Annotated in this window: 22 protein-coding genes and 1 tRNA gene; 18 read left to right on the top strand and 5 right to left on the bottom strand. The window is 32.4% G+C overall.

What is annotated here, in order from left to right:
• Positions 1–91 precede the first annotated feature (91 nt).
• Entirely contained in the window at positions 92–1,876 is a 1,785-nt protein-coding gene (gene uvrC / locus RMAG_RS02995; protein ID WP_011737974.1) for an excinuclease ABC subunit UvrC, read from the top strand.
• Positions 1,877–2,156: 280 nt separating this feature from the next.
• On the opposite strand, the gene RMAG_RS02990 is transcribed toward uvrC, so the two are convergent.
• Positions 2,157–2,786, bottom strand: coding sequence for a haloacid dehalogenase-like hydrolase (locus RMAG_RS02990; RefSeq protein WP_011737973.1), 630 nt, complete (start codon positions 2,784–2,786; stop codon positions 2,157–2,159).
• Entirely contained in the window at positions 2,783–4,630 is a 1,848-nt protein-coding gene (locus RMAG_RS02985; RefSeq protein ID WP_011737972.1) for an ATP-binding cassette domain-containing protein, read from the bottom strand. Before RMAG_RS02985 ends, RMAG_RS02990 begins: the two co-directional genes overlap by 4 nt.
• A gap of 35 nt (positions 4,631–4,665) precedes the next feature.
• On the opposite strand from RMAG_RS02985, the gene RMAG_RS02980 reads away from it, so the two are divergent.
• The 8 genes from RMAG_RS02980 (at position 4,666) to RMAG_RS02950 (ending at position 11,409) form a co-directional block, all read left to right on the top strand.
• A complete protein-coding gene (locus RMAG_RS02980; protein WP_011737971.1) occupies positions 4,666–5,103 on the top strand; it encodes a cytochrome c-type biogenesis protein in 438 nt (145 codons plus the stop codon).
• A gap of 60 nt (positions 5,104–5,163) precedes the next feature.
• Positions 5,164–5,304, top strand: a complete 141-nt coding sequence (locus tag RMAG_RS05845; RefSeq protein WP_187145675.1) for a hypothetical protein — start codon at positions 5,164–5,166, stop codon at positions 5,302–5,304.
• Positions 5,305–5,541: 237 nt separating this feature from the next.
• Positions 5,542–7,035, top strand: a complete 1,494-nt coding sequence (gene lysS, locus RMAG_RS02975; protein ID WP_011737970.1) for a lysine--tRNA ligase — start codon at positions 5,542–5,544, stop codon at positions 7,033–7,035.
• Between the two features lie 279 nt (positions 7,036–7,314).
• Entirely contained in the window at positions 7,315–7,992 is a 678-nt protein-coding gene (cmk, locus tag RMAG_RS02970) for a (d)CMP kinase (RefSeq protein WP_011737969.1), read from the top strand.
• A gap of 68 nt (positions 7,993–8,060) precedes the next feature.
• Positions 8,061–9,764 (top strand): 30S ribosomal protein S1, encoded by a 1,704-nt coding sequence (gene rpsA, locus RMAG_RS02965; protein WP_269077363.1) that lies wholly within the window; start codon positions 8,061–8,063, stop codon positions 9,762–9,764.
• A gap of 47 nt (positions 9,765–9,811) precedes the next feature.
• Positions 9,812–10,090, top strand: a complete 279-nt coding sequence (locus RMAG_RS02960) for an HU family DNA-binding protein (RefSeq protein WP_024792107.1) — start codon at positions 9,812–9,814, stop codon at positions 10,088–10,090.
• Between the two features lie 86 nt (positions 10,091–10,176).
• A tRNA-Lys gene (locus tag RMAG_RS02955) sits at positions 10,177–10,252 on the top strand.
• An 848-nt stretch (positions 10,253–11,100) separates the two neighbouring features.
• Positions 11,101–11,409, top strand: a complete 309-nt coding sequence (locus RMAG_RS02950) for a DUF423 domain-containing protein (protein ID WP_011737966.1) — start codon at positions 11,101–11,103, stop codon at positions 11,407–11,409.
• A 542-nt stretch (positions 11,410–11,951) separates the two neighbouring features.
• Here RMAG_RS02950 and rsgA read toward each other — a convergent pair.
• Genes rsgA through RMAG_RS02935 form a run of 3 tightly spaced genes read right to left on the bottom strand, consistent with a single transcriptional unit; the run spans position 11,952 to position 14,490 of the window.
• Positions 11,952–12,908: a ribosome small subunit-dependent GTPase A gene (gene rsgA / locus RMAG_RS02945; protein ID WP_011737965.1), complete on the bottom strand. Its 957-nt coding sequence runs from the start codon at positions 12,906–12,908 to the stop codon at positions 11,952–11,954.
• Between the two features lie 18 nt (positions 12,909–12,926).
• Positions 12,927–13,205, bottom strand: a complete 279-nt coding sequence (locus RMAG_RS02940) for a hypothetical protein (protein ID WP_011737964.1) — start codon at positions 13,203–13,205, stop codon at positions 12,927–12,929.
• Positions 13,206–13,239: 34 nt separating this feature from the next.
• The gene (locus RMAG_RS02935; protein WP_011737963.1) at positions 13,240–14,490 is read right to left on the bottom strand and encodes a M48 family metallopeptidase; all 1,251 of its coding nucleotides are present in this window, start codon (positions 14,488–14,490) and stop codon (positions 13,240–13,242) included.
• A 255-nt stretch (positions 14,491–14,745) separates the two neighbouring features.
• On the opposite strand from RMAG_RS02935, the gene RMAG_RS05445 reads away from it, so the two are divergent.
• The 9 genes from RMAG_RS05445 (at position 14,746) to RMAG_RS02900 (ending at position 24,252) form a co-directional block, all read left to right on the top strand.
• Positions 14,746–14,940 carry a hypothetical protein gene (locus RMAG_RS05445; RefSeq protein ID WP_148196292.1) on the top strand — a complete coding sequence of 65 codons (195 nt, stop codon included), beginning with the start codon at positions 14,746–14,748 and terminating at the stop codon, positions 14,938–14,940.
• 625 nt (positions 14,941–15,565) lie between these two features.
• A complete protein-coding gene (locus tag RMAG_RS05840; protein WP_162146612.1) occupies positions 15,566–15,727 on the top strand; it encodes a hypothetical protein in 162 nt (53 codons plus the stop codon).
• A 1,789-nt stretch (positions 15,728–17,516) separates the two neighbouring features.
• Positions 17,517–18,740, top strand: coding sequence for an aspartate kinase (locus RMAG_RS02925; protein ID WP_011737961.1), 1,224 nt, complete (start codon positions 17,517–17,519; stop codon positions 18,738–18,740).
• A 2-nt stretch (positions 18,741–18,742) separates the two neighbouring features.
• Complete coding sequence (locus tag RMAG_RS02920; RefSeq protein WP_011737960.1) at positions 18,743–19,672, top strand: branched-chain amino acid transaminase; 930 nt, start codon at positions 18,743–18,745, stop codon at positions 19,670–19,672.
• Positions 19,673–19,868: 196 nt separating this feature from the next.
• The gene (locus tag RMAG_RS02915; RefSeq protein ID WP_011737959.1) at positions 19,869–20,390 is read left to right on the top strand and encodes a shikimate kinase; all 522 of its coding nucleotides are present in this window, start codon (positions 19,869–19,871) and stop codon (positions 20,388–20,390) included.
• Positions 20,387–21,778: a TolC family protein gene (locus RMAG_RS02910; protein ID WP_011737958.1), complete on the top strand. Its 1,392-nt coding sequence runs from the start codon at positions 20,387–20,389 to the stop codon at positions 21,776–21,778. Before RMAG_RS02915 ends, RMAG_RS02910 begins: the two co-directional genes overlap by 4 nt.
• 119 nt (positions 21,779–21,897) lie before the next feature.
• Positions 21,898–22,032: a M61 family metallopeptidase gene (locus RMAG_RS06255; protein WP_157834510.1), complete on the top strand. Its 135-nt coding sequence runs from the start codon at positions 21,898–21,900 to the stop codon at positions 22,030–22,032.
• Between the two features lie 596 nt (positions 22,033–22,628).
• Positions 22,629–23,420, top strand: coding sequence for a tRNA 2-thiocytidine biosynthesis TtcA family protein (locus RMAG_RS02905; RefSeq protein WP_011737957.1), 792 nt, complete (start codon positions 22,629–22,631; stop codon positions 23,418–23,420).
• Entirely contained in the window at positions 23,413–24,252 is an 840-nt protein-coding gene (locus RMAG_RS02900) for a lysophospholipid acyltransferase family protein (RefSeq protein WP_024792271.1), read from the top strand. The genes RMAG_RS02905 and RMAG_RS02900 overlap by 8 nt, the downstream gene beginning before the upstream one ends.
• Positions 24,253–24,280 lie beyond the last annotated feature (28 nt).

The following is a 24,280-nucleotide window of genomic DNA, read 5'->3' as shown; positions in this document are numbered from 1 at the left end:
AGACAATATAATGAGTAGTGTTTTAATCACAATTTTTAAAAGAGAAGTCAACTTAAACCAAATTTTACCTTTGTAAGTGTTTTTTGTATAGATGCTAATTCAAGAAAAGCTAAAGAATTTAACTACTAATCCTGGTGTTTATCAAATGTTTGATAAACAAGATCAAGTGATTTATGTCGGTAAGGCTAAAAATCTAAAAAATAGAGTATCAAGCTACTTTGTTAAAACACATGAGCAGAACAAGGCCAGGGTTTTAGTTGCAAATATTAAAGATTTTAAAGTAATCGTTACTGCAACGGAAACTCAGGCTTTATTATTAGAATCTGAACTAATTAAGCAACATATGCCAAGATATAATATTTTATTAAAAGATTCAAAAAGTTATCCCTATATCTTTATCAGCCATGACAAACATCCTAGAGTGGGTTTTTATCGAGGAAAAAAGTGTCAGAGTGCTCAATATTTCGGTCCCTACCCTTCGGCTCATGTGGTTAGAGATTCGCTCAGTCTACTTAAAAAAATCTTTAAAGTTAGACAATGTACCAATAGCACTTATCGCTCACGTTCCAGACCTTGTTTAGAATATCAAATAGGGCTATGTAGTGCACCTTGCGTTAACAAAATTAGCGATGAAAATTATCAATCAGATGTATTGATGATGTCTTTATTTTTATCTGGTAAAGGCAGAGAAACCCTAGAAAGAGTGTCAAAAAAAATGCAACTTGCCTCTAAAAATCTAGAGTTTGAATTGGCAGCGCGTTTACGTGACCAATTGATTGATTTACGCACCATCCAAGAACAACACACCTCAAGTTCTAGTAATGATTTAGATGTGGTTAGTATCGCTCAACAAGATGGGGTAAACGGTGTTGAGGTGTTATTTATACGCTCTGGTAAGCAAATTGGGCAAGTATTTATTTTACCTAAAAACTCAAATAACCAAGATATTAAGCAAGTTTTATCTGCGTTTTTGCCTTTATATTATTTGGGTAAAAATACCCCAAAACAAATATTAATTAGCCATAAATTGAGTGATAAAAAAATAATTGCTTCGGCTTTAAATACACATATTATTGATACACCGAACAAAGACAAAAAGCATTATCTAAATATTGCCAATTTAACCGCTAAGGAAAATCTTAATCAAAATTTATTATCAAAATTTAGAAAAAAATCAACACTTGTTCATTTGCAAGTTATTTTAGGATTGGGCAAATTACCTAATTATATTGAATGCTTTGATATTAGCCATATGATGGGTGAGGCAACTGTTGCCTCATGCGTGGTGTTTGAAAAAGGTGTACCAAAAGCGAGTCAATATCGCCAATTTGATATTAAAAACATTATCCCTGGTGACGATTATGCTGCAATGAATCAAGTTGTGTATAGGCGTTATTCTAAACTACTAAAGGATAAAAAGCCTTTACCAGATATTATCTTTATTGATGGCGGATTAGGACAGTTTAATCAGGCTATTATGGTGATGAATTCAATTGGCGTGGATGATGTGCAATTGGTAGGCATTGCCAAGGGAGAAAATAGAAAGGCAGGGCTTGAAACTTTAATTACGATTAAAGATGATAATGTCAATAAAATCAATCTACTACCTTATGACCCTGCGCTTATGTTAGTCAATCACATTCGAAACGAATCACACCGTTTTGCGATTAAAAATCATCGAAAGAAACGCGCTTCAAGACGTACAACCTCAATATTAGAATCTATTAAAGGTGTAGGAAAATTACGCAGAATGGCGTTACTTAATTATTTTGGTGGTTTGCAAGAAATAAAAAAAGCATCTATTCATGAAATTCAAAAAGTCAGCGGTATTAATTTAGTATTAGCGACTAAAATAGTTAAAAAAATAAAAAGTTAATATGTTTATTAGAATACTTATCATTGTTTTTGTTATTAGCTATTTTGTGTGGTGGATTAACAATCGAGTTTTTGGAAAAAATTTAAAAATAACCAGAGTAATTATTGTCACATTTATTGTTACAAGCTTTATATACCTGCTTTTAGGTATTCTATCATATTTAATTGAAAGGGTCTAAAGATAAGATATAACGATTTGAACTTTTTTATTTAAAAAGCGAATATTAAGTTGCGTAAATTAACACTTTATCTTTTAGAATTGTACTAAAAAAGTAGCAGTTTTAAAAATAGTGCACTTTTTTTGATAAAATTAGCGTATTAAGATGCTTAGTTTTATTAATCACTTTGTTTGAAGCATTAACTAAAATTGACAAATTGGATACTTCCCAAATAGGTAAATCACGCATATGATCGCCCATGTAGTCAAAACCTTTATCGCCAAAACGTTCAATTAGTTTTTCTGCTTTATTGTATGAAGATAGATTAAAATTTTTGTTGCTTGCCATGACGTCATCAAATAAATCAATTTTTTTAACGGTTGTTTGTTGGTCATTGTGAGTAAAAAGATCAAAATCTTGTTGTTTATTTTTTGCCTGAGTTTTTTTTATTTTAAGATAATTGCTAACAGCAAAAGCGTATAGTTTGTGTGAAGCAGTAGCAAGGATGATTTTGTCACCTTGTTTTTTACGTTTTTTGATATAGTCAATGACATTTTGATTGTAAGGTAAGGTACTGACATCAATAGAAAATCGCTTAGTTAATTGTTCTTTTAAGTGGCCTTTTCCATGCAAGAACCAAAAGGGATAAATAAAAATAAGTAGTGGATTTTTATTTAATACACCCATTGAAGACTCATACAATAAGTCTGTATTAATTAATGTATGGTCCAAGTCAACGATTAATGGTATCATTCCAAAGCTTCCCATTTCTCATAATATCTTTCAAGATCAAACTTTAATCTGGCAAGTGCGATTAAGGAATCTTGAGATTTTTCTTGTTGAAAAAACTCAGGGTCTAATAATTGTAATTGAACTTTCTCAATTTTTATTTCAACTTTCTCAATTTTTTTTAGTAAATTTTTTAGTATTTTCTGTTGTTTGTAACTTAATTTTTTAGTATTTTCTGTTGGTTTTTTAGTTATTTTAATTTTAGGCTTATCTTTTTGCTGGTTTAATTTGTCTTGTTTTTGAATCAGATAATCATTATAACCACCAGCGTATTGATTGATAATGCCATTACCATCCATAACAACTGTAGAGCCAACAATATTATTTAAAAAAGTCCTATCATGAGAGATTAAAATTAAAGTACCGCTATAATCTATCAACATTTCTTCTAACAATTCAAGTGTTTCTACATCAAGATCATTTGTTGGTTCATCAAGCACTAATAAATTAGCGGGTTTGGATAAGATTCTAGCCAACATGAGACGATTTTTTTCACCACCAGAGAACATTTTAATTGCTGTCATGGCTTGCTTTCCAGTAAATAAGAATTGACGTAAGTAATCAATAATATGCTTATTTTTTCCGCCAATATCAATACGTTCACGACCTTCAGAGACGAAATCCATAGCTTTCATGTTAGGATCAAGATGCTCACGCATTTGATCAAAGTAGGCTAGTTGAATGGTTTTAGAGCGACGAATAAAACCACTATTGGGTTGCAACTCATCAAGTAAAAGCTTAATAAAGGTTGATTTTCCAGTGCCATTGTCGCCAATAATACCAATTTTCTCACCTTTGAGTACCGGCATAGAAAAATCTTTAATCAAGGTTAGGTCGGCAATTTGATAGTTAATTTTTTTAACTTCAAACACCAATTTGGAGGCGCGATTTTCATCATTTAGTGCATGGATTTTAACTTGGCCTTTTTTCGTACGGCGATTTATAAATAATTCACGCATAGATTGTAAAACGCGAACGCGTCCTTCATTGCGAGTGCGTCTAGCTTTAATGCCTTGTCTGATCCAAGTCTCTTCTTGTGCAAGTTTTTTATCAAATCGTGTGTTAGCAATTTCTTCGGCGTGCAGTTGTTCACCTTTGCGTTTGACATAATCAATATAATCACAATTAAATACTGATAAATTTCCACGATCAAGATCAAACACACGATTAACAATACTTTTAACAAATGAGCGATCATGACTAATAAGTACTAAAGTACCATGATAATCTTTTAACATACACTCAAGATTAAGGATGGCAGTAATATCCATGTGGTTAGTTGGTTCATCAAGCAATAACACATCTGGTTCTTGAATTAACGCTTGAGCTAGCATAACACGCCTTCTCCAACCACCAGAAAGTGTGGATAAAATCGTATCAGCGTTGAGTGTAAAACGATTAAGAATAGCTTGAATTTTATGTAAATATTGCCAACCATTTAACTGATCAATTTTTTCTTGTACCTCGTCAACCTTTTCTAATTTTCCATCATTAATTAAATGCTTGTATTTTTTGAGAATAATGCCAATTTCTCCCAGACCTTCTGCCACAATGTCAAATAGATTTTTATCATTATCTTGTGGCAGTGTTTGTTCTAAATAGCTAATTTTGGTACCTTTTTTTATTTTTAATTTACCATCATCTGGCTCAATTGTGCCAGCAAGAATACGCATAAAAGTAGATTTTCCTTCACCATTTCTACCAATAAGTGCGATTTTATCGCCTTTATGGATGGTTGAATTTATCTCGTTTAGGATAGGTTTGTCAGAAAAACTAAGAGAAATATTGTCAAGCGTAATCAATGGCATAGGTTAAAATTATTAATTTAAAACACAATTTTATTGTGCGTTATTTTATTCAATTTTTGTTTCTATTAGAACTTATTAATCCTGCCCATGCTGAGAATGTTGAAGTTAAAAGTTTTGTTAATAATCAACAACAACGCTATCAAGCATTAATCAACGAAATTCGCTGTCCAGTTTGTCAGGGTCAAAGCATTGGCAGCTCAAACGCAGGATTGGCTAAAGATTTACGTGAAAAAGTCAGAGAGTTAATATTAAAGCAAAATACCGATGATAATATTCGTAAATTTATGACTGATCGATATGGTGATTTTATCGTGTTTAAACCGCCAGTTAATAAAAATACCTATTTATTATGGTTTGCACCTTTTGTATTTTTGGTTTTAGGCTTGTTCTTTTTGGTACGTTCTTTATTGGTTAAAAAGTCTAGTATTAAAAGCACTGTGGACACATCTAAGGCTAAAAATTTATTAAAATGAATCAGTAGTAACTGCTTATTAAAATCTGTGAACATAGCGTTGTTTGAAATTACATAAAAAGTGAATAATATTATTACACAAGGTCATTTAATTGAGTTGTGTCATCTATTGTTTATTGCTTACAGTTCAGCATCACTCATGATTATTACCAGTGAAGATTTAGATATATTGTTGGATGTTGAAGATTATTTGCAAAAATAGTGCTAAATGTAAACCCTATAATATCGACATAACAACGAAGGTGATTTTAATATGTCAGGGTATATTTGCACAATTTTAAAGGTTGTTTTATACGAATATCGAGCCGATGATAACGTCATAAAATTGATTATGATGTTATCATGAGTAATAAAAATGAACTAAGTGATTTAATCATTAAAGCAAAGGTATTGGCACAAAATAGAACTAGAACAAGAAACACATATAAAAGGAGGCCTAGTGAGCGACCAAGATAATAACAAATTAATTATTGAAAGAAAATCAAAATTGGCTTTATTAAGAGAGGCTGGCAATCCATTTGTTAATAATTTTAAGCCTGAAAATTTAGCGCAAGATATTATTCAAAAATTTGATAGTTCTTCTAAAGAAGCGTTAGCGCAAAAAAACGTACAAGTATCTATAGCAGGTCGGATGATGCTCAAACGTGTGATGGGCAAAGCTAGTTTTGTCCATGTACAGGACTCTAGTGGACAAATTCAGCTTTTTATCACTCGTGATGAGTTGCCAGAAAATTTTTATAATGAGCAGTTTAAAAAATTGGATATTGGTGATATTGTTGGTGCTACAGGTGTTTTATTCAAAACCAGTGTAGGTGAACTATCAATTCGTATTAGTGATATTAAATTATTAACCAAATCACTGCGCCCGTTGCCTGAAAAATTTCATGGACTGAGCGATCAAGAAACTCGTTATCGTCAGCGTTATGTTGATTTGATTATGAACAAGACGTCACGCAATACGTTTAAACGCCGTAGTCAAATTGTTAGCTATATTCGTAATTTTTTTAATAATCATGATTTTATCGAGGTAGAAACACCTATGTTGCAAACTATTCCAGGTGGCGCAATAGCCAAATCATTCGAGACTCATCATAATGCATTAGATATGCCTATGTATTTACGTATTGCACCTGAGCTTTATTTGAAGCGTTTAATTGTTGGCGGTATGGACAGGGTATTTGAAGTTAGTCGTAACTTTAGAAACGAAGGGCTTTCCACGAGGCACAATCCAGAATTCACCATGATTGAATTTTACCAAGCCTATGCTACGTATCATGATTTAATGAATTTGACAGAAAAATTATTCCGCGGTATTGCGTTTGATGTCTATGGTAGCGCCAATATTCATTACCAAGGTAATGATTTTGATTTTTCAAAGCCATTTGAATGTATTAGTGTGTTTGATTCAATTTTACAATACAACCCAAATCTAACAGCAACCAATTTAAATCAGGACAACGCTAAAAAAATAGCAGAAAAATTAGGTATTCAAGTCAAAGAAAATTGGGGCTTGGGCAAAATTCAAATCGAAATTTTCGAAGCTACTGTTGAAGAAAAGCTCATTCAACCTACTTTTATCACTGAATATCCAACTGAAGTATCACCACTAGCACGGTGCAATGACGATAACCCATTTATTACTGATCGATTTGAATTGTTTATTGGTGGTCGTGAAATTGCCAATGGCTTTTCTGAATTAAATGATGCTGAAAATCAAGCTGAACGCTTTAAAAAACAAGTTGAAGAAAAAGATGCAAGCGATGATGAAGCCATGCAATATGACGCTGATTATATTCGTGCTCTAGAATATGGCATGCCGCCTACAGCAGGTGAGGGTATTGGCATTGATAGATTAGTAATGTTATTCACTAATTCACCATCAATTCGTGACGTACTTCTGTTTCCACATATGCGCTCCGAAATTGGTAAGTAAAACGAGCCAACTAAAAAAGTGTTCTTTTGGAGTTCTGAAGTAAAATGAAAAATATTAATTGTTTGAACTTAATGGTGTAAGCAAATGAATCAAGATTCTTATTAGTCTATGTTGGTAATCGTACAATCATTTCACGAAATGAAAATTTGTCAAAAAAATCAGAAGATTTGTTGATTCTACTAAATAGGTACAGCAATTAGTGCTAATTTTGACCTTAATCAGGACTTTTATAAAAAACTTGATAAACGTCAGTGTGTCTGAATTTCGAGGTGTGGATAAATGAGTCAAAATACAATACCAATTTTAACCATTGACGGCCCAAGTGGGGTTGGAAAAGGTACTGTGGCAAGAATTGTAGCACAAAAACAAAACTGGAATTTGTTAGATTCTGGGGCGATTTATCGTGCTTTTGCTTTAACGGTTGATGCTAGAAAAATTGATATTTCTAATGAAGAGGCTTTGGAGAAAATTGCACAAACCATTGATTTAGAATTTAAAACCAAACTAGGTAATGAACTTGTGAGTGTTTATCTTAATGGTAAAGATGTTTCTAATATTTTACGCACAGAGAAAATAGGAGGGATGGCTTCAAAAATTGCTTCTATTGGCATGGTTCGTGCTACTCTTTTAAAGTGGCAAAAAGACTTTGCCAAAGCTCCAGGTCTGGTAGCAGATGGTAGAGATATGGGTACAACTGTTTTTCCTAATGCACTATTTAAAGTATATTTAACTGCAAGTGCTGATGAGCGAGCTAATAGGCGCTTAAGACAAATGCAAATGCAAGGTAGTAAGGGTATAATTTCACAAATCTTAGCAAAGGTGAAAGTAAGAGATAAGCATGATAGTTTGCGCAAATACTCTCCACTTAAACCTGCAAAAGATGCACTTATCATTGATACCACTAAGTTATCTATTGATGAGGTTATCACTCAAGTGGTAGCATTAATTGAGGCTTAAGCGGTTAAGCCTTTTTAATAAATTTATCCGATAATGTATTAAGCGTATATACCGTAAATAGCTTAAAAATTACCGGTCAATATCAAAATAATAATATGTCAGAATCATTTGCTGAGTTATTTGAAAATAGTGTAGAACAACAAAACGTAAAAGTTGGTTCTCTTTTAATGGGGACTATTGTTAGTATTAATCGTGAAAAAGCGATTATTAATGTTGGACTTAAATCAGAGGGTTTTATCTCTCTAGATGAATTTAAAAATCCACAAGGAGAATTAGAGGTTGAGGAGGGCGATATTGTCGAAGTTGCACTTAAATCAATTGATGATGGCTTAGGCAATACCTTGTTGTCATATACAGATGCTAAGCGTATTAAATTATGGCAATCACTTGAATTGGCGATGAATTCTAAGGAAGTTGTAACTGGCGTTGTAACTGGTGCTGTTAAAGGTGGTTTGACGGTTGATATTGGTGTAGTTAAAGCATTCTTACCTGGCTCATTAGTTGATATACGCCCAGTAAAAGATTTCTCATACTTAATAGGTCAAGAAATTGAAGCTACTGTTATTAAGATGGACGAAATTAGAAACAATATTGTGATTTCTAGAAAAGCTGTATTACAAGAAGCCAACTCTGCCGATAGAGAAATACTACTTGAAGGTCTTGAAGAAGGCAAGGAAATCGAAGGTCTTGTTAAAAATCTTGCAGATTATGGTGCATTTATTGATCTTGGTGGTGTTGATGGTTTGTTGCATATTACAGATATTTCTTGGCAACGTGTTAACCACCCATCTGAAAAATTAACAATTGGTGATAAAATTATCGTTAAAGTGCTTAATTACGATAAAGAAAAAATACGTGTATCATTGGGACTTAAACAATTAACTGCCAGCCCTTGGGACAATATTTCAGATCGCTTGCCTATCGGCAAGAAAGTACCAGGCACGGTTTCTAACTTAACAGATTATGGTGCATTTGTGCGTATTGAAGAGGGTGTTGAAGGCTTAGTTCATGTGAGTGAAATGGATTGGACAAATGCCAATGCCCGTCCTTCTAAAATTGTTAAATTAGGTCAAGAAGTTGAAGTGGTTGTATTAGATGTTCAAGAGTCCAAGCACCGTATCTCATTATCTATGAAGCAAGCCCAAGAAAACCCTTGGGAATCATTTGAGGTAACACATAACAAAGGTGACAAAATCCTTGTTAGTGTTAAATCAATCACTGACTTTGGCTTATTTGTTGGTCTTCCAGGTGGTATTGATGGTTTGATTCACTTAGCTGATATTTCATGGGAAAAACAATCCTCAGACCAGTTGGTATCTAGTTATTCTAAAGGACAAGAATTGGAAGTGATTATTTTGAATATTGATGCTGAAAAAGAACGTATTTCTTTAGGTATTAAGCAACTTTTAGAAGATAATTTCATGCAATACGCATCTGCCAATAGAAAAGGTTCAATTGTTAAGGGTGTGATTATGGAAGTTGATTCACATGGTGCAATCATTAGTTTGGGTGAAGATATTACAGGCTATTTGAAAGCAGGTGAAATTTCAGAAAATCGTGTTGATGACGTAACCTCGATATTAAAAATTGGCGAAGAAGTGGAGGTTGCGATTGTGAATGTTGACAGAAGGACTCGTAATATTTCAGTCAGTATTAAAGCTAAAAACTCAGTTGAAGAAAAAGCAGCAATGGAAAATTACAACAAACAATCTTCTGATGCATCTGGTTCTACATTAGGTGATTTACTAAAAGAAGCAAAAGACAATAAGTAGTATTTAAAAACAATTATATAATGATATGTGGTTGTTTTTACCTATATATGAAAAAGACTGACCTTATTTTAAACTTATCAGATAGTTCTGATTTGTCTAAAATTGATGCCAAAATAGCGGTTGAAGTAATTTTGCAAGAATTAACGCAAGGTATTGTTTCTGGTCAAGGTATTGAGATAAGAGGTTTTGGTGGTTTTTACAAGAAACATCGTAAGCCTCGTCAAGGTATTAACCCTAAAACTAGTGAAAGGACACAAGTAGGTGAGAAGTTTGTACCGTTTTTTAAGCCTGGTAAATTACTTAAAGAAATCGTTAATAAAACCTAGTTTTTGATTAATTCATAAGGTGTGATTAATGTATAATTTCATTTTTTTTACGTAAAGTGTTAAAATTTTAGATCGTTAAATAAATAGGGGCGTTAGCTCAGTTGGTAGAGCATCGGACTTTTAATCCGCTGGTCGAGCGTTCAAGTCGCTCACGCCCCACCATGCCTTAAAATGGATTCAAAATTATTGTATGTCATTTATTCAAGGTTTTGGTGACATTATTCTAGGATTAGAGAGGCGCACTGGAGGACATGAAAAATAGGTTACTCTTAAGAGGTGTCAGTAAAGCCGAAATATGATTATATGGTATTCATCATCCAAAAGCCGTTCAAGATATTCCTATGAAAGCCTTGCGAAGTATTGATAATTTAATAGTAGGTGGAGGAGTTGTAATCTCAAGATGAACAAGAAAATCCATTTATTGTTTCATGTTAAATGCATTAATAAGAAAATAATTGGCAGACGAAACATTGCATTTCAGTGTAAGTATTGAAACATAAAGAGACCCAAAGGATAAACTGTACACATGGAGCATGTGTATATTCCAGTTTATGCCAATCAACTGATTTAAAATACTATTGTTAAGAACAAAGATTTAGATTATTTTATTTGTACTCAATGTGAGTTAATTTTCGTACTTGTTGAATGTTATTTAAGCGGTATTCAAGAAAAATATAGATACGATTTACATTATCGACAATTTCTATGCAAACCACACCTTAATTTTTAATAATCATTATGATTTTATTGCCTTAACTGAAATGATAGAATATTTTGACAAGCTTGGATTTGAGTTAGATAGGCCTTTTACTATGTTGATATGATCAACGTGCTCAACTTCAATACATATATGCTTTTTAGAAAAATGACTATTTGAACTATCCTGTCAATAAATGAGGCGTATTTATGGTGATGATACTGTTTTATTCTTTAAATAAAATTCAAACAGACAACCTGTTTAATTTAAACGTGTAATTATAAATATTTTATATAAATAAGAAAAATAGCTGATGAATTTTTTTTGGATATTTATAGCATTAGGTGGTGCTTTAGTAGTGATAATGGACGCAATGTCAGAGCATATTTTAAAGGGTATTATGCAAGTAGAAGATATTACACGCATACAAACAGCGATAACTTATCAAATGTATCATACTTTAATGATTGCAATATTAGCTATGTATTCGCAGCGTGTCTCATTTAAGTCTAGGTCTATCGATCAAAGTATTTGGATTTTTATAGCAGGTATTGTGTTATTTTCAGGTAGTTTGTACTTATATACTTTTACCAAACTACAAGGTTTTTTCTTTATTACATAAATAGGCGGTGTGCTATTGATACTTGGCTGGCTAAGCCTGGTAAGACTTTCTTTTATTTTTAACAAACTAAAATAACATCTATCTACTTCAATCTTTATTTTGTAAAAAAGATAATTCCAAAATATTGAGTTCTTATCTGTCATAACTAATAAATATTTTTTTCATCCAAAAATTGGAATGATGTATCGTTATTTTTTTAGCAATTAGTTGCATTTTTATACTGATTGACACTCATGCTGATATTGGCATTATTAGTGGCAATTAAATGTTAGAATCAGTTACGTCAATAATTAACACAGATGAATTAAAAACCCTTCTACTGACCAAAAGACTGTACGTATACCTTTCTGAGTTGGCTAAATTAAATCCTAGGATAGGCTTGAAACCTTACAATCTAAAATAATCATCCAGGACATAGTGTACTAATAGATTTGGCAGTCTTTATTAAATTTACTAAAAATTATTTGGTTTATATGCGCACTCAAGTTAGTAAAATATTAGATAATGATTTACTTGATAAAATTTGAATGATTAATCTTGTTTTATGATGAAACTAGAGTCAAGTAAGATTGGTAACGTTTCTGGTGAATTTTGCCTGATTTGACTGCTAATTTAATTGCACATTTTGGTTCAAAGATATGAGCGCAGTTTCTAAATTTACAGGCATTAATGAGCGGTTTAAATTCTTTAAACCCATTTAAAATTTCTTGATTGATGAGTTCATCTAATTGAAATTCACGAATGCCTGGAGAGTCAATTAAATCACCACCTGAAGGTATGTTATAAAGTATGGTGTTAGTTGTTGTATGCTTACCAAGTTTGCTTTTAGCAGATATTTCGTTAACACCTAAATTTAAATTAGGTATTAACTCATTGATTAATGAAGATTTTCCTACACCAGATTGACCTAAAAAAATATTAGATTTTTTATTAAGCTGAGTTTTAAGTTGATTAATATTGATTTGTTTTTTAACACTTAAATAATTCACAGAATAGCCGATATTTTCATACATAGAAAAATCAAATTTAATTTTTTTCATATCACTTGCCAGATCAATTTTATTGACTACTATATTAATAGGCAATTTTGCATTTTCAGCTACCACTAAATAGCGATCAATTAATTCAAATTGATAATGCGGTTCAATGGCAGCCACCAACCATAATTGATCAATATTGGCAGCAATGAGTTTATGTGCGCGATGAAGTTGATTATGACGCTTAATCAGGGCGGTGACAATACCTTGATTGGACTGCGTTATTTGAAAGATAACTTGATCACCAGCAATAGATAAGTCAATATTTCGCCTAGCAGTGCATTGATATAACTCACCTGAGTTTGCTTTAACTAATAAACGTTGTCCATAACGAGTAATGACCAAGCCTGTTTGTTTTTTATTAGTATTAACGGGTAATTCTTCAAAATTATTTGAGGCTTTATTTGTTCTAGCAATACGTTCAACTTGAGTTTTTTTAAGTCGCCACTTTTGATGGTGCATTAGAGGTAAAGTTGTGTACTATTTTTTGAACTTATAATATTCACTGTTTAAATGATCCACAACTGATTTTTCCTCATCAGGAAACCAATCAATGCTAAATACACTAACACAATTTCTCACTTGATGACGTAACTCAAAATGATTGTGTAAACGCGAATTATTTCGTGTGTAAAAAGTATCGTCATGTTCAATAATATGACAGGTAATACAAGATTCCTTGTGTAACTCCCTACCTTCTTCATTGGCAAGTGTGCCATTTGATGCAATTAACATTGTGCTTAACAATAATTGGTTCATAGATTCTTCCTCTAATCGATTTTAAGTATACCGTTTATTGTTTGTAAGTCTTGAGCTGATTAATGCGAATTAATGCGCTTGGATGAGAGTCATGAAAAGTTGAGTATAAATAATCTGGCGTGAGGGTTATGGCATTATTTTTATATAACTTCACCAGCGAAGATACTAAATCGTCTGCATTGGTATGTTTAGCAGCAAAAGCATCAGCTTCAAACTCATATTTTCGTGATAGGTAATTATTAACAGGTGCAATAAAAAAACTAAACACTGGTATAGTTAGTGTAAATAAAATAAGAGCTGTATGATTTGATGGATTGCTAATACCAAGCCCATGAAAAAACCAATCTTGATTAATCAAATAACCAAGAAAGGCCAAACCAAGCAAGGAAATTGTAAATGAACTAATCATGTGCTTTTTTATGTGCTTATAGTGAAAATGCCCCAGTTCATGAGCAAGAATTGCTTGAACTTCATCGTCATTCATGCTTTTAAGTAGTGTGTCAAAAAATACAATACGTTTGTTTTTTCCAATACCTGTAAAATAGGCATTACCATGCGATGACCTTTTAGATCCGTCCATCACAAACACGCCATTACTTTTAAATCCTGTACGTTCAAGTAGATTGTTAATTTTGGTTTTTAACTCAACATTATCTAGTGGCTTGAATTTATTAAAAATGGGTGCAATATAAATGGGATAAAGCCAAAATATCAATAGCAAAAATCCAGTGAAAACCAACCAAACATAAATCCACCAATATTCACCCATAACACTCATTAAATAAAGAATGGCAAAAATCAGTGGTAAGCCAATAATCAGCATGAGTAGTACGCCTTTAAGTAAATCCATGATAAAAGTTTTCGTATCGGTTTGATTAAACTTAAATTTTTGTTCTAATACAAAAGTTCGATATATGCTAAATGGCAAATCAATCAAACTGCCTATTACCATCAAACTTATTACAAAACCCACACCTGTGTACAAAATATTGTTGATTTGCGCTTGCCAAATATTATCTAAGTAATTCAATCCACCACCAAGTGTCCATAGTAGTAACACGGCAGTTGAAAATATAATTTCAAAATAATTTAGTTTAAGCTTTGCTTGTGTATATTTAGCTGCTTTTTGGTGTTCTTCTAGCGTAATTTTTTTTCTAAATTCATTAGGTATTTTATCAAATGATTGAATAACTACCTTACTTTGTCTAACATTTAGCCACAACAAAGTAATAACATAGCTAAAAGTAGCTATTAAAAAAATTAGAGTGAATAGATTAAATTTCATATTTTTTTGAAACAAAAAACTGCTATTTTACCTAGATAAACAGGTTTTGATAAGTATTATAATTTTGCTTATTTTTAAAAAAAATAGTATTATTAGTATTTTTACCAATTGTTTTAATACAGGAGTAGGCTTAAGTAAGCATTAATAAGAACTTAGTGTACTCATCTAATTATTTATTAGCTGATGATATTATGATACAAACTCATTTTGTTAATCATTTTTATTGTTTTAATAATTATACTATCACCAGGTAAGGTGAAAGATATTACTGCACTTATTTCAAGGTCAAAAGATTCAAAACCACTAACGCTAATATTAGAGCGTTATTTAAATAATAAACCAAAATCTGCTAATATTATTAATGCACAAGACTTGCCAATTTTTCGCTCAGATAAACTTAAAGGTGCGGGTATGCCGATTACTGATTTTAAAAATCAAAATAAATTGTAGTCGTATGAAATTTTTATTCATTCTATTCGCAAAGTTCGCCGTTTACCCAGCCTGTACGTGATAATACGGTGGCGTTTCAGACTTTACTTTTGGTGATGTTATTTTACGAAAACTTAAACATGAAACCTATAGTTTTTATGACTGCTTGGGTATGATGGAAAACATGAAACGTAACTACATTTAAAATACCGACATTAAAGCAGATTGTTCTGTCGATGGTAAAAAGTTCACAAACTCAAGCCAACTACTAAAAAATTTAATTAGTGATATGACAATCGTATTAGTTATATTGATATAATATTTGTTGATTATTGTACTTTTTACTTTTAAAAAAATGGTAATAAGATTAAAGCAATTGAGAGAAATTTGGTTTCGGACAATTTAGTTGATAAATATGTTAATTATTGGTGGTTTTGTACTATTGGCATGGAAAAACCTTTAAGTACAAAATAAAAAATTTATGGTCGACTAGAACGCTAAAAAAATGTCTAAAAAACTAAATAACTGTCAATACTGAACGATTTAAACGAGGAAAGAAAATGAAACAGATGAATAAAATACTAACCATTGCTTTGGTGACATTATTTACCAGTTCGTTGACAATCAAACAAAAGTGATAGACAAAATGATTTATGAAGACTCTACGTTTAGTAGATTTAGTTCAACCATTGGTAATTTTGGCAATTCAACTGTTGATGCCACTAACTCTCAGTATGGTTTGGTCACAACAACCCACACACTTTCATATAGTTTAGGTGATTTATCTAAATCAGAAGCCAAAATATAAATATTTTTTGATGGAGATATTAAAGATTCTACTTTTCATGTGGAGATTCAAGATGTGTTTGATGATAAGGTAGTTGATATTAAGCTATTAGATACGATTAATCCAACTGATTATTCTGATACAGCATAAAACAAATAAAATATTTGCGTATTACTACTTGAATACTAAATGTTGAGAAAGATTGTATTAGTGGCAATAATCCTTATGTTGATTCGGATGAAATTGTCAATTATGATTTTGAAATAGAATTACGACTTAACGAATCTGAACCAGTAAAAATGACACAAGAAATTTGTGAAAATGCAGGCGGTAAGTGGGATATTTCATCTAATATGTATCAATCGTGGTTTATTAATATATTGAAAATAATTCAGTGCTGACACAATTAAAACCGATTATTTGCTTTGGGTTTCTTCTACGATTGATCTGGTAACAAAATTGATGGTGAACCATATTTCTTAGTATTTATGTTATATAACTTGATACAGAAATGGCGTTTGTTTTTAATCTCACTTTTAGTTGTAATCATTGCACTTTAGCAGTTAAATAAAGTCTATTATGGCTCGATTTTCCAACTCATTGACGTAATTAACAAATCTAATTATGCTAGGTTTAATAAGATTTACCGAATATAAACTTACCACCATGATGGTGTTGAAACTAATGTTGTTGCTTGCTATTGACAGGGCGTGCAGTGTAAGTTGTTAGGTGGTGAATGAGTTACATATTTAAAATCTGAGTCCAGTTGATGCAACACAAAGTGTAATTGCTGCCACTATTATTCTTGAAACTTTAGCGATTGTAAGCAACATGATTGATTTTTTTACTTTATTGTTTGCGGATATTTTCTTTTAATAGGTCTGATACTTATTTTAATATGTTCACAATTTTGATTACCATGACCACCATTATACCAATTTTTATGGTAACTTTTTGCCCAAAAGATAAAAAAATATCTATGCGAAACCTCTAAATTAGAAAATCTAATGATTAATTTTTTAACTAAATTTATTACTGACAAGCTAAAATTTATTCCAATTGTTTGGTCGATTATATAAACTAAAATATTAACATCTACTGCAGAATCTGTAATACCAGAAATTGAAATAGGGATTTAATTATTCACGCACTACGTTTTAGTATGATTCTGATGCTAATATTGACTTATATCGTTTGGACAGGATAATACCGGGAATGGTAGCAGTCGACATTTCGATTAAAGATAAGTCGAAGTATTTTCCAATGTTGCCGACTTGTGTGTGTAGATAGCAATGGTAAAAGAAAATCGTTGCTGGAATGAGAAAGAGGATAGTCCGCAAGGTGCATTTAACAATGCTGAGGTTTTTAATGACTTGTTAGAGACCAATACCAGTAAGAAATACTCTCTACTGGTGAAAAATGGGTTGCTTCTCTTAAAAATACGCTAGAAATAACGAGCATTACACACAGTGTTTGCATCTATTTTAGTATTATTAGTAAGCTTTATTCCATTATTGATGACACAATTAGTAAATATTTAGGTATTAGCTATTTTTATTTCTGAGGCGTTAATTATTGATGTGCTGATTGCACTAACAACCATTTTATTGCTAGTTTATACTTTCAAGCCAAAATATGTCTTTAATAATAAGTAATAATTAAACGTTAATTTTTTAAAAAAAGGTTGCTTTTGTGGACTTTTTTGATTGACAAACAAGACTTATTTTAATAATGGATAGAGTGCTTTTTTATTACTGAAAGCGTGATTGCTAACGTATAATTTTGATAATTATTGATTGAATTATAATTAATGGCGTTAATTGTACAAAAATACGGTGGCACTTCAGTCGTTTCGGCTGAACGTATTCAGGCGGTTGCACAAAAAATCAAAGCATTTAAAGAAACAGGCAATCAATTGGTAGTAAGTGTATCTGCCATGAGTGGTGAAACCAATCGAATGACTGCACTTGCACAAACTATTCAAAATACACCTTCTCTAAGAGAAATGGATGTTTTATTAACGACTGGTGAACAAGTGACGATTGCTTTGCTTACTATGGCGTTGCAACAGTTAGGTTGTGATGCGATTTCTTATACAGGTTCGCAAGTACGTATTATGACTGATTCTGAACATAGTAAAGCACGCATCAAGTCGATTGATGATCATCGTATTTGTCAAAGCCTAGCTCAAGGCAAAGTTGTTGTTGTAGCAGGATTTCAAGGTGTGGATGAAAATGGACACATTACCACGTTAGGTCGTGGTGGTTCTGATACTACTGCTGTGGCACTTGCGGCTGTGCTTAAGGCTAACGAATGCCAAATTTATACTGATGTAGATGGTGTGTTTACAACTGATCCTCGTATTGAGCCAAATGCTAGAAAAATGAATGTTGTGAGTTATGAAGAGATGTTAGAAATGGCGTCGCTTGGCTCAAAAGTTTTGCAAATTCGTTCAGTGGAGCTTGCATCAAAATATAAAGTACCATTAAGGGTATTGTCATCTTTGATTGACAATCCAGTAGGTACGTTAATTACCAGTGAGGAGAATATTGTGGAACAGGCAGTTATTTCAGGCATTGCTTATAATAAAGATGAGGCAAAATTAAGTTTAATCGGTGTACCAGATAAGCCTGGTATTGCATTTAAAATTTTAAGCCAAATTAGCGCAGCTAATATCGAAGTTGATATGATTGTGCAAAGTGTATCAGCACGTGAAGGCTTGACTAATTTTGCTTTTACTGTGCATAGAAATGATTTTAAAATCGCTAGTAAAATTCTAGATCGTTTGTGTCAAGAATTAAGCGCAATAGCTGTTCAAAGTGATAATAAAGTAGTTAAAGTATCATTAGTGGGTATTGGTATGTGCTCTCATGTGGGTATTGCCTCGAAAATGTTTGAGGTATTGCATAATGAGGGTGTTAATATTCAAATGATTTCCACCAGCGAAATTAAAATTTCAGTGGTGATTGATGAGAAGTATTTGGAATTGGCAGTGCGTTCATTACACGTTGTGTTTGAATTGGATAAGGAATAAAAATGCATACATTTGACAATAGGGATGGTTTAATTTGGTTTGATGGTGAGTGGGTAGATTGGCGTGAGGCCAAAGTCCATGTATTAACTCATACTCTGCACTATGGCATGGGCGTATTTGAAGGAGTTCGTGCATACGAAACCCAAAAAGGACCAGCAATTTTTCGCCTTGAAGAACATACCAACAGGTTGTTTAATTCTGCCAAAATTATGAACATGAATATTGGATTTTCCAAAGACGAACTTAACCAAGCCCAAAAAGATGCAGTTGTTAAAAATAATCTTGATAGTGCCTATATTCGCCCTATGTGCTTTTATGGCTCGGAAGGCATGGGATTACGTGCTGATGGACTTAAAGTGCATACCATTATTGCTGCTTGGAAATGGGGGTCGTATTTAGGTGAAGATAATATGAAAAATGGCATTCGCATTCGCACTTCAAGTTATGCGCGCCATCATGTTAATGTTGCTATGACTAAAGCCAAGGCCAATGGAAATTACATTAACTCAATGCTGGCTTTGCAAGAAGCTTTAACTGATGGCTATGATGAGGCATTAATGTTAGATGTTGATGGTTTTGTGGCTGAAGGTAGTGGTGAAAATATTTTTATTATGCAAAATGATGTTATTTACACACCTGATTTAACTTCAGCACTGGCAGGTATTACCCGTGATACTGTATTCAAATTGGCAACTGATTTGGGTTATGAAGTGATTGAAAAACGTATCACTCGTGATGAAGTGTGTATTGCAGATGAGGCATTTTTTACAGGTACAGCGGCAGAGATAACCCCTATTCGTGAACTTGATAATCGTACAATCGGTTTAGGTACATGCGGTCCAGTAACTGAACAGTTGCAAACCTTATATTTTGATTCTGTTTATGGTAGAAATGAGCAATACCAACACTGGATTGCCAAGGGGTTTTGTTAATGGATTTATTCGTAGATAATTTTCAAAAAACATGTGAGTTTTAGTGTTGTGGAAGAAAAATATTTGTCATTTCATTGTCCACCACTAAAGGCGCAAAAGTGAAACATGCACCTGCACCCCAAGACATTTTTAAAATACAACAGTAATGATAAAGCATCTTGTTGTACTGTAGTACCAGTTACGGGAAAAAACTTTAATGAGCGGTAATTCGTCAAATATTGTTTTAGTTGGACCGATGGGCTCTGGCAAGACATCAGTTGGTCGTCGTTTGGCCTGCTCTCTTAAGCGTGATTTTTTTGATTCAGACTTTGAAATAGTAGCACGTACAGGTGTGGCCATTGAGCATATTTTTGATGTAGAGGGTGAACAAGGCTTTCGCAAACGCGAAACACAAATGTTGGCTGATTTATGTGAGATTAAGAATATTATCATTGCCACTGGCGGCGGTATTGTCATTAATCTTAAAAATAGAGAAATGCTTAAACATGATAATTTTGTAGTGTATTTATCATCAACAATTGAACAATTGCTCAAACGTACCATAAATTCTAAATCTAGGCCACTACTTGAACAATCAAGCAATCGAGAAAAAATCATTCGTGATTTAGTATCAAAGCGTGAATCTTTATATCAAGAGGTAGCAGATGTGGTGATTGATACCACAGATAAGAAGTTATATGTTATTATTAACGAGATTAAAAAGGTCGTTTCAGCATGAAAAAAAACCTAACGACTGCGTTGATTTTTATTACTTGTCTTGATGTTCAAGCAATAACACAAAATGAATTTATTAAGCGTTTAAAAGATACGCATCCTTTTTTTACACAGCTTGATTTATCTGTACAAATTAAGAAAATTGATCAACAAGCAACCACGGCTAATCAAGATTGGATCGTTAGCGTAAACACTAATTTTAAGAGTGAAGATGTGAATAATATTTCATCCATAACGACTTATAATAATTTAAATACCACTTTAGTTGATTTTTCAGCAACTAAAAAAATAGTAAGTTTAGGTGCTAATATTACTCTCAAGCATAGTTGGAAAGATAAAAATAAGGCTACAACTGCCAGTTTAAACACCAATAGAAATAAATTTTCTATTGATTATGTTCATCCACTTTTGAAAAATGCAAGTGGTATTAATGATCGTCTAAATATAGATTTATCTAATATTGACATACAAATATCTAAGCTTGAAGCTACTGAGCAACAAGAGGTTTTTATACTTACCCAACTAAAAAAATTTATTGATTTAGCTTATGCTCAAGTGCGTTTAATGATTAATAATCAACGGCTAAATTTAGCCATTCAAGAATTGACTCTGGTTAAACAAAAATTTACCATGTTAGTCGTTGATAAGGTTGATGTATTGTTACAAGAAGATGCTTATCAAAGTGCTAAACAGCAACAACTTCAAGCCCAGCAAGATTTAAATATTTTGCGCCATGAAATGGCCATTACTTTAGACATTAGTTTTTCTGATGTTAAAGCTGAATTTGATTTATATCAACGCTATACAACTAATGATGACAATCTTAAACAATATTTGTTAACTAATTCTAGAATATTAAAAATAGCTGATTTAAGTCAAGACTTACTAAAACGTCAACTAAAGAGTGACAGAAATAATTCGAAAGTACAACTTGACTTGAAATTTGGTATTAGTAGTGAAGGTGAAGATAGTCGTTATATAGATTCTATTTTTAATCAAAGTCCATCGTGGAATATTGGTTTGGAGTTGAGTTATCCTATTGGTAGTACGCAAGCCAAGTCGACCATTGAAAAAACACAAATAAAACTTGCTAGAGCTAAAGAGCAAAAGCAAGAGAAATTATTAAACATCCATGCCAAAGCAAAAGCATTAAAGCAAAAAATTCAGTATTTGGTGGAAATACTTGAATCCAATAAAATGCAAATCAAAATTGCCAAGGCGCGCACTAAAGAGGAAAAACGAAGATACAACAACACCAACTCTCAAACAAGTTTTGTTATTTCAGCACAAAACAATGAGCAAAGTGTAAATCTTAACCACATCCAAGTAGCAAAAAAATATCAACAATCAGTGCTTGATTTCAAGGCGACTATTGATCAATTATTGCCATGATGAATTTTGCTTTAAGAAACGCTTTATGAACATTAAATACATGGTTACTATAAAACGCTCATACTTATGTTTTTAAGGTTTTACTAACACTAAAATAACTCTAATTCATTATAGGGCAATTGTTCTTATCATCCAATTGGACTCCTGGTAGTTACCTGATTCGTTATTTTGCTAAAAATATTATCAGTATTAAAGCCAAAAACCACCACCAGAAAATACCAGTTAAAAAATTATATGAACTTTATCGCTTATAATTATCAAGATTGACTATCCTGTAGAAATGGTAGATTTAGAGTTTGATGTAAGAGACTAACCATAAAATGGTAATTACTAGAAAGTACAATGTAGATATCAAATGTTTAGCAAAGGATTTGTCAATTATGTACACTCATCATATTTATTTTTAACTTTTAAAAACCATCAAATCTGCTTTTCCATTAACAGAAAAACTACACGTGTCAATTGTGTATTTTTGAAGGTTTTATGTCATATTATGATAAACTATCTTTATTATACGTCCAAATTTTAACGCCAAAGAAATACTTAACCCCTTTTTGCCTAAACCATAACGCGAGTGCAACAATCTTTAGCAGAGTCTAGTTATGACACATTGGACTAGAAGACAATACTATTAAGTGATAAAATCATCATGGTTAACCGTGAAAAAGTGAGTAAGCATAGTTTGGCTGGCAACAATCAATTAGTACGCTATTCATGAAGTAATTGAAATAGAGATTTTAGGAGATGAATTGTTATTTTAGATATTCGTTAACATAATCAATAGCGAAAAGACTTCTTGTATGCTAAGCACTCAAAATTATTTGAGTGCAGAAACCCTAGAAAGATAAAAATGGTCTTCACAAGTAAAATAAATAATCCTAAAAACACACACACTATTAAACTTAGAATGATTTTACCAAAATTATTAGTTAAACCAGTCGGGCGTGCAATTAGTGATTTTAAAATGATTAAAGAGAGGGATAAAATACTTTTGGCAGTATCTGGTGGTAAAGACTCGCTGAGTTTATTCCATATTTTGCGCCATTTTCTTGCTTCAGCCCCAATTAGTTTTGAACTTGGTGTAGTCACGATTGACCCTCAAGTAGATGGTTTTGAGCCACAGGCTTTGAAAAGTTTTTTTAAAAAATTTGACGTACCTTATTTTTTTGAATCCTTTCCAATTATGAAACAAGCCGAAAAAAGCATGAAGGGTAATTCATATTGCTCTTTTTGTGCTCGTATTAAACGAGGACTAATGTATCAAGTGGCACGGCGTGAAGGCTATAATGTTTTAGCATTGGGACAGCATTTAGATGATTTGGCTGAATCATTAATAATGTCAATATGTCATAATGGCAAAATTCAGACCATGAAAGCACATTATATTAACGACGCAAAGGATTTGCGTATTATTCGACCATTAGCGTACGTTCGAGAAAGACAATTAGCTAATTTTGCCAAAACAATATGTTTGCCTGTAATTAAAGATTCTTGCCCAGCTTGCTACCAAATGCCTACCGAACGAGTACATTTTAAACATTGGTTGTTAACTGAAGAAAAGCGTACGCCAAATTTGTATAAAAATCTACTAAGTGCTATGAAACCCATGCTAAATGAGGCTAAGGAATGTTTGAATGATTAGGCTTATTCTTTGGGTTTTTTCAATTATGCCACTGAGATTAAACCATTTTATTGGTACATTGATTGGCCAATGTTTATATTTAACAAAGTCTGATTCCAGAGCTGTGGTGAGTAAGAATATTCAACTTTGTTTTCCAAAATTTAACCTAGAGCAACAACAAATACTAATTAAAAAATCACTGATAGAGTCAGGTAAGAGTTTAAGTGAGTCTGGATTTATTTGGTTTAGAAATTTTGATGATAATGCCAAGTATATTACAAAAAAAATAGGCATAGAATATCTTAAAAGCGACAAGACTGTTATCTTATTAGTGCCTCATTTTGGTTGTTGGGAATTGGTGGCTAGAATGGTATCATTATCTGAACCAGTCGTATTTATGTATAAGGCGTTAAAAAACAAGCAGCAAAACGCATTATTACTTTCAAAACGGGAGCAGGGCGATTTATTCATGGCGTCAGCCAATAAAAAAGGCATTATTAAATTACAAAGAGCAATTAATAATAAGCAACTTATTGCTATATTACCCGATCAAGACCCTGGAGAAGTAGGCAGTATTTTGGCACCATTTTTTTCTCAAAATACACGTACAATGACCTTATTGGCTAGACTTGCTAGAAAGAATAATGCTCAAGTAGTAATGGCATGGGCAAAACGCTTGCCCATCGCTAAAGGCTATGAGCTTAACCTTAAACCAGTAAAAATACTGTCTGACACCAATACACTTGAAGATGATGTGTCGCTGATGAATAAAGCCATTGAAGATTTGGTCATAACCCAACCAGAACAATATTTGTGGAATTACAAGCGTTTTAAATCGGTCGTTAAATATTAGTCAATAAAGACTTTTACATATAAACGAA

Source organism: Candidatus Ruthia magnifica str. Cm (Calyptogena magnifica) (assembly GCF_000015105.1).
Lineage (GTDB): Bacteria > Pseudomonadota > Gammaproteobacteria > PS1 > Pseudothioglobaceae > Ruthia > Ruthia magnifica.
This window is presented reverse-complemented; position numbering and strand designations above follow the sequence as displayed.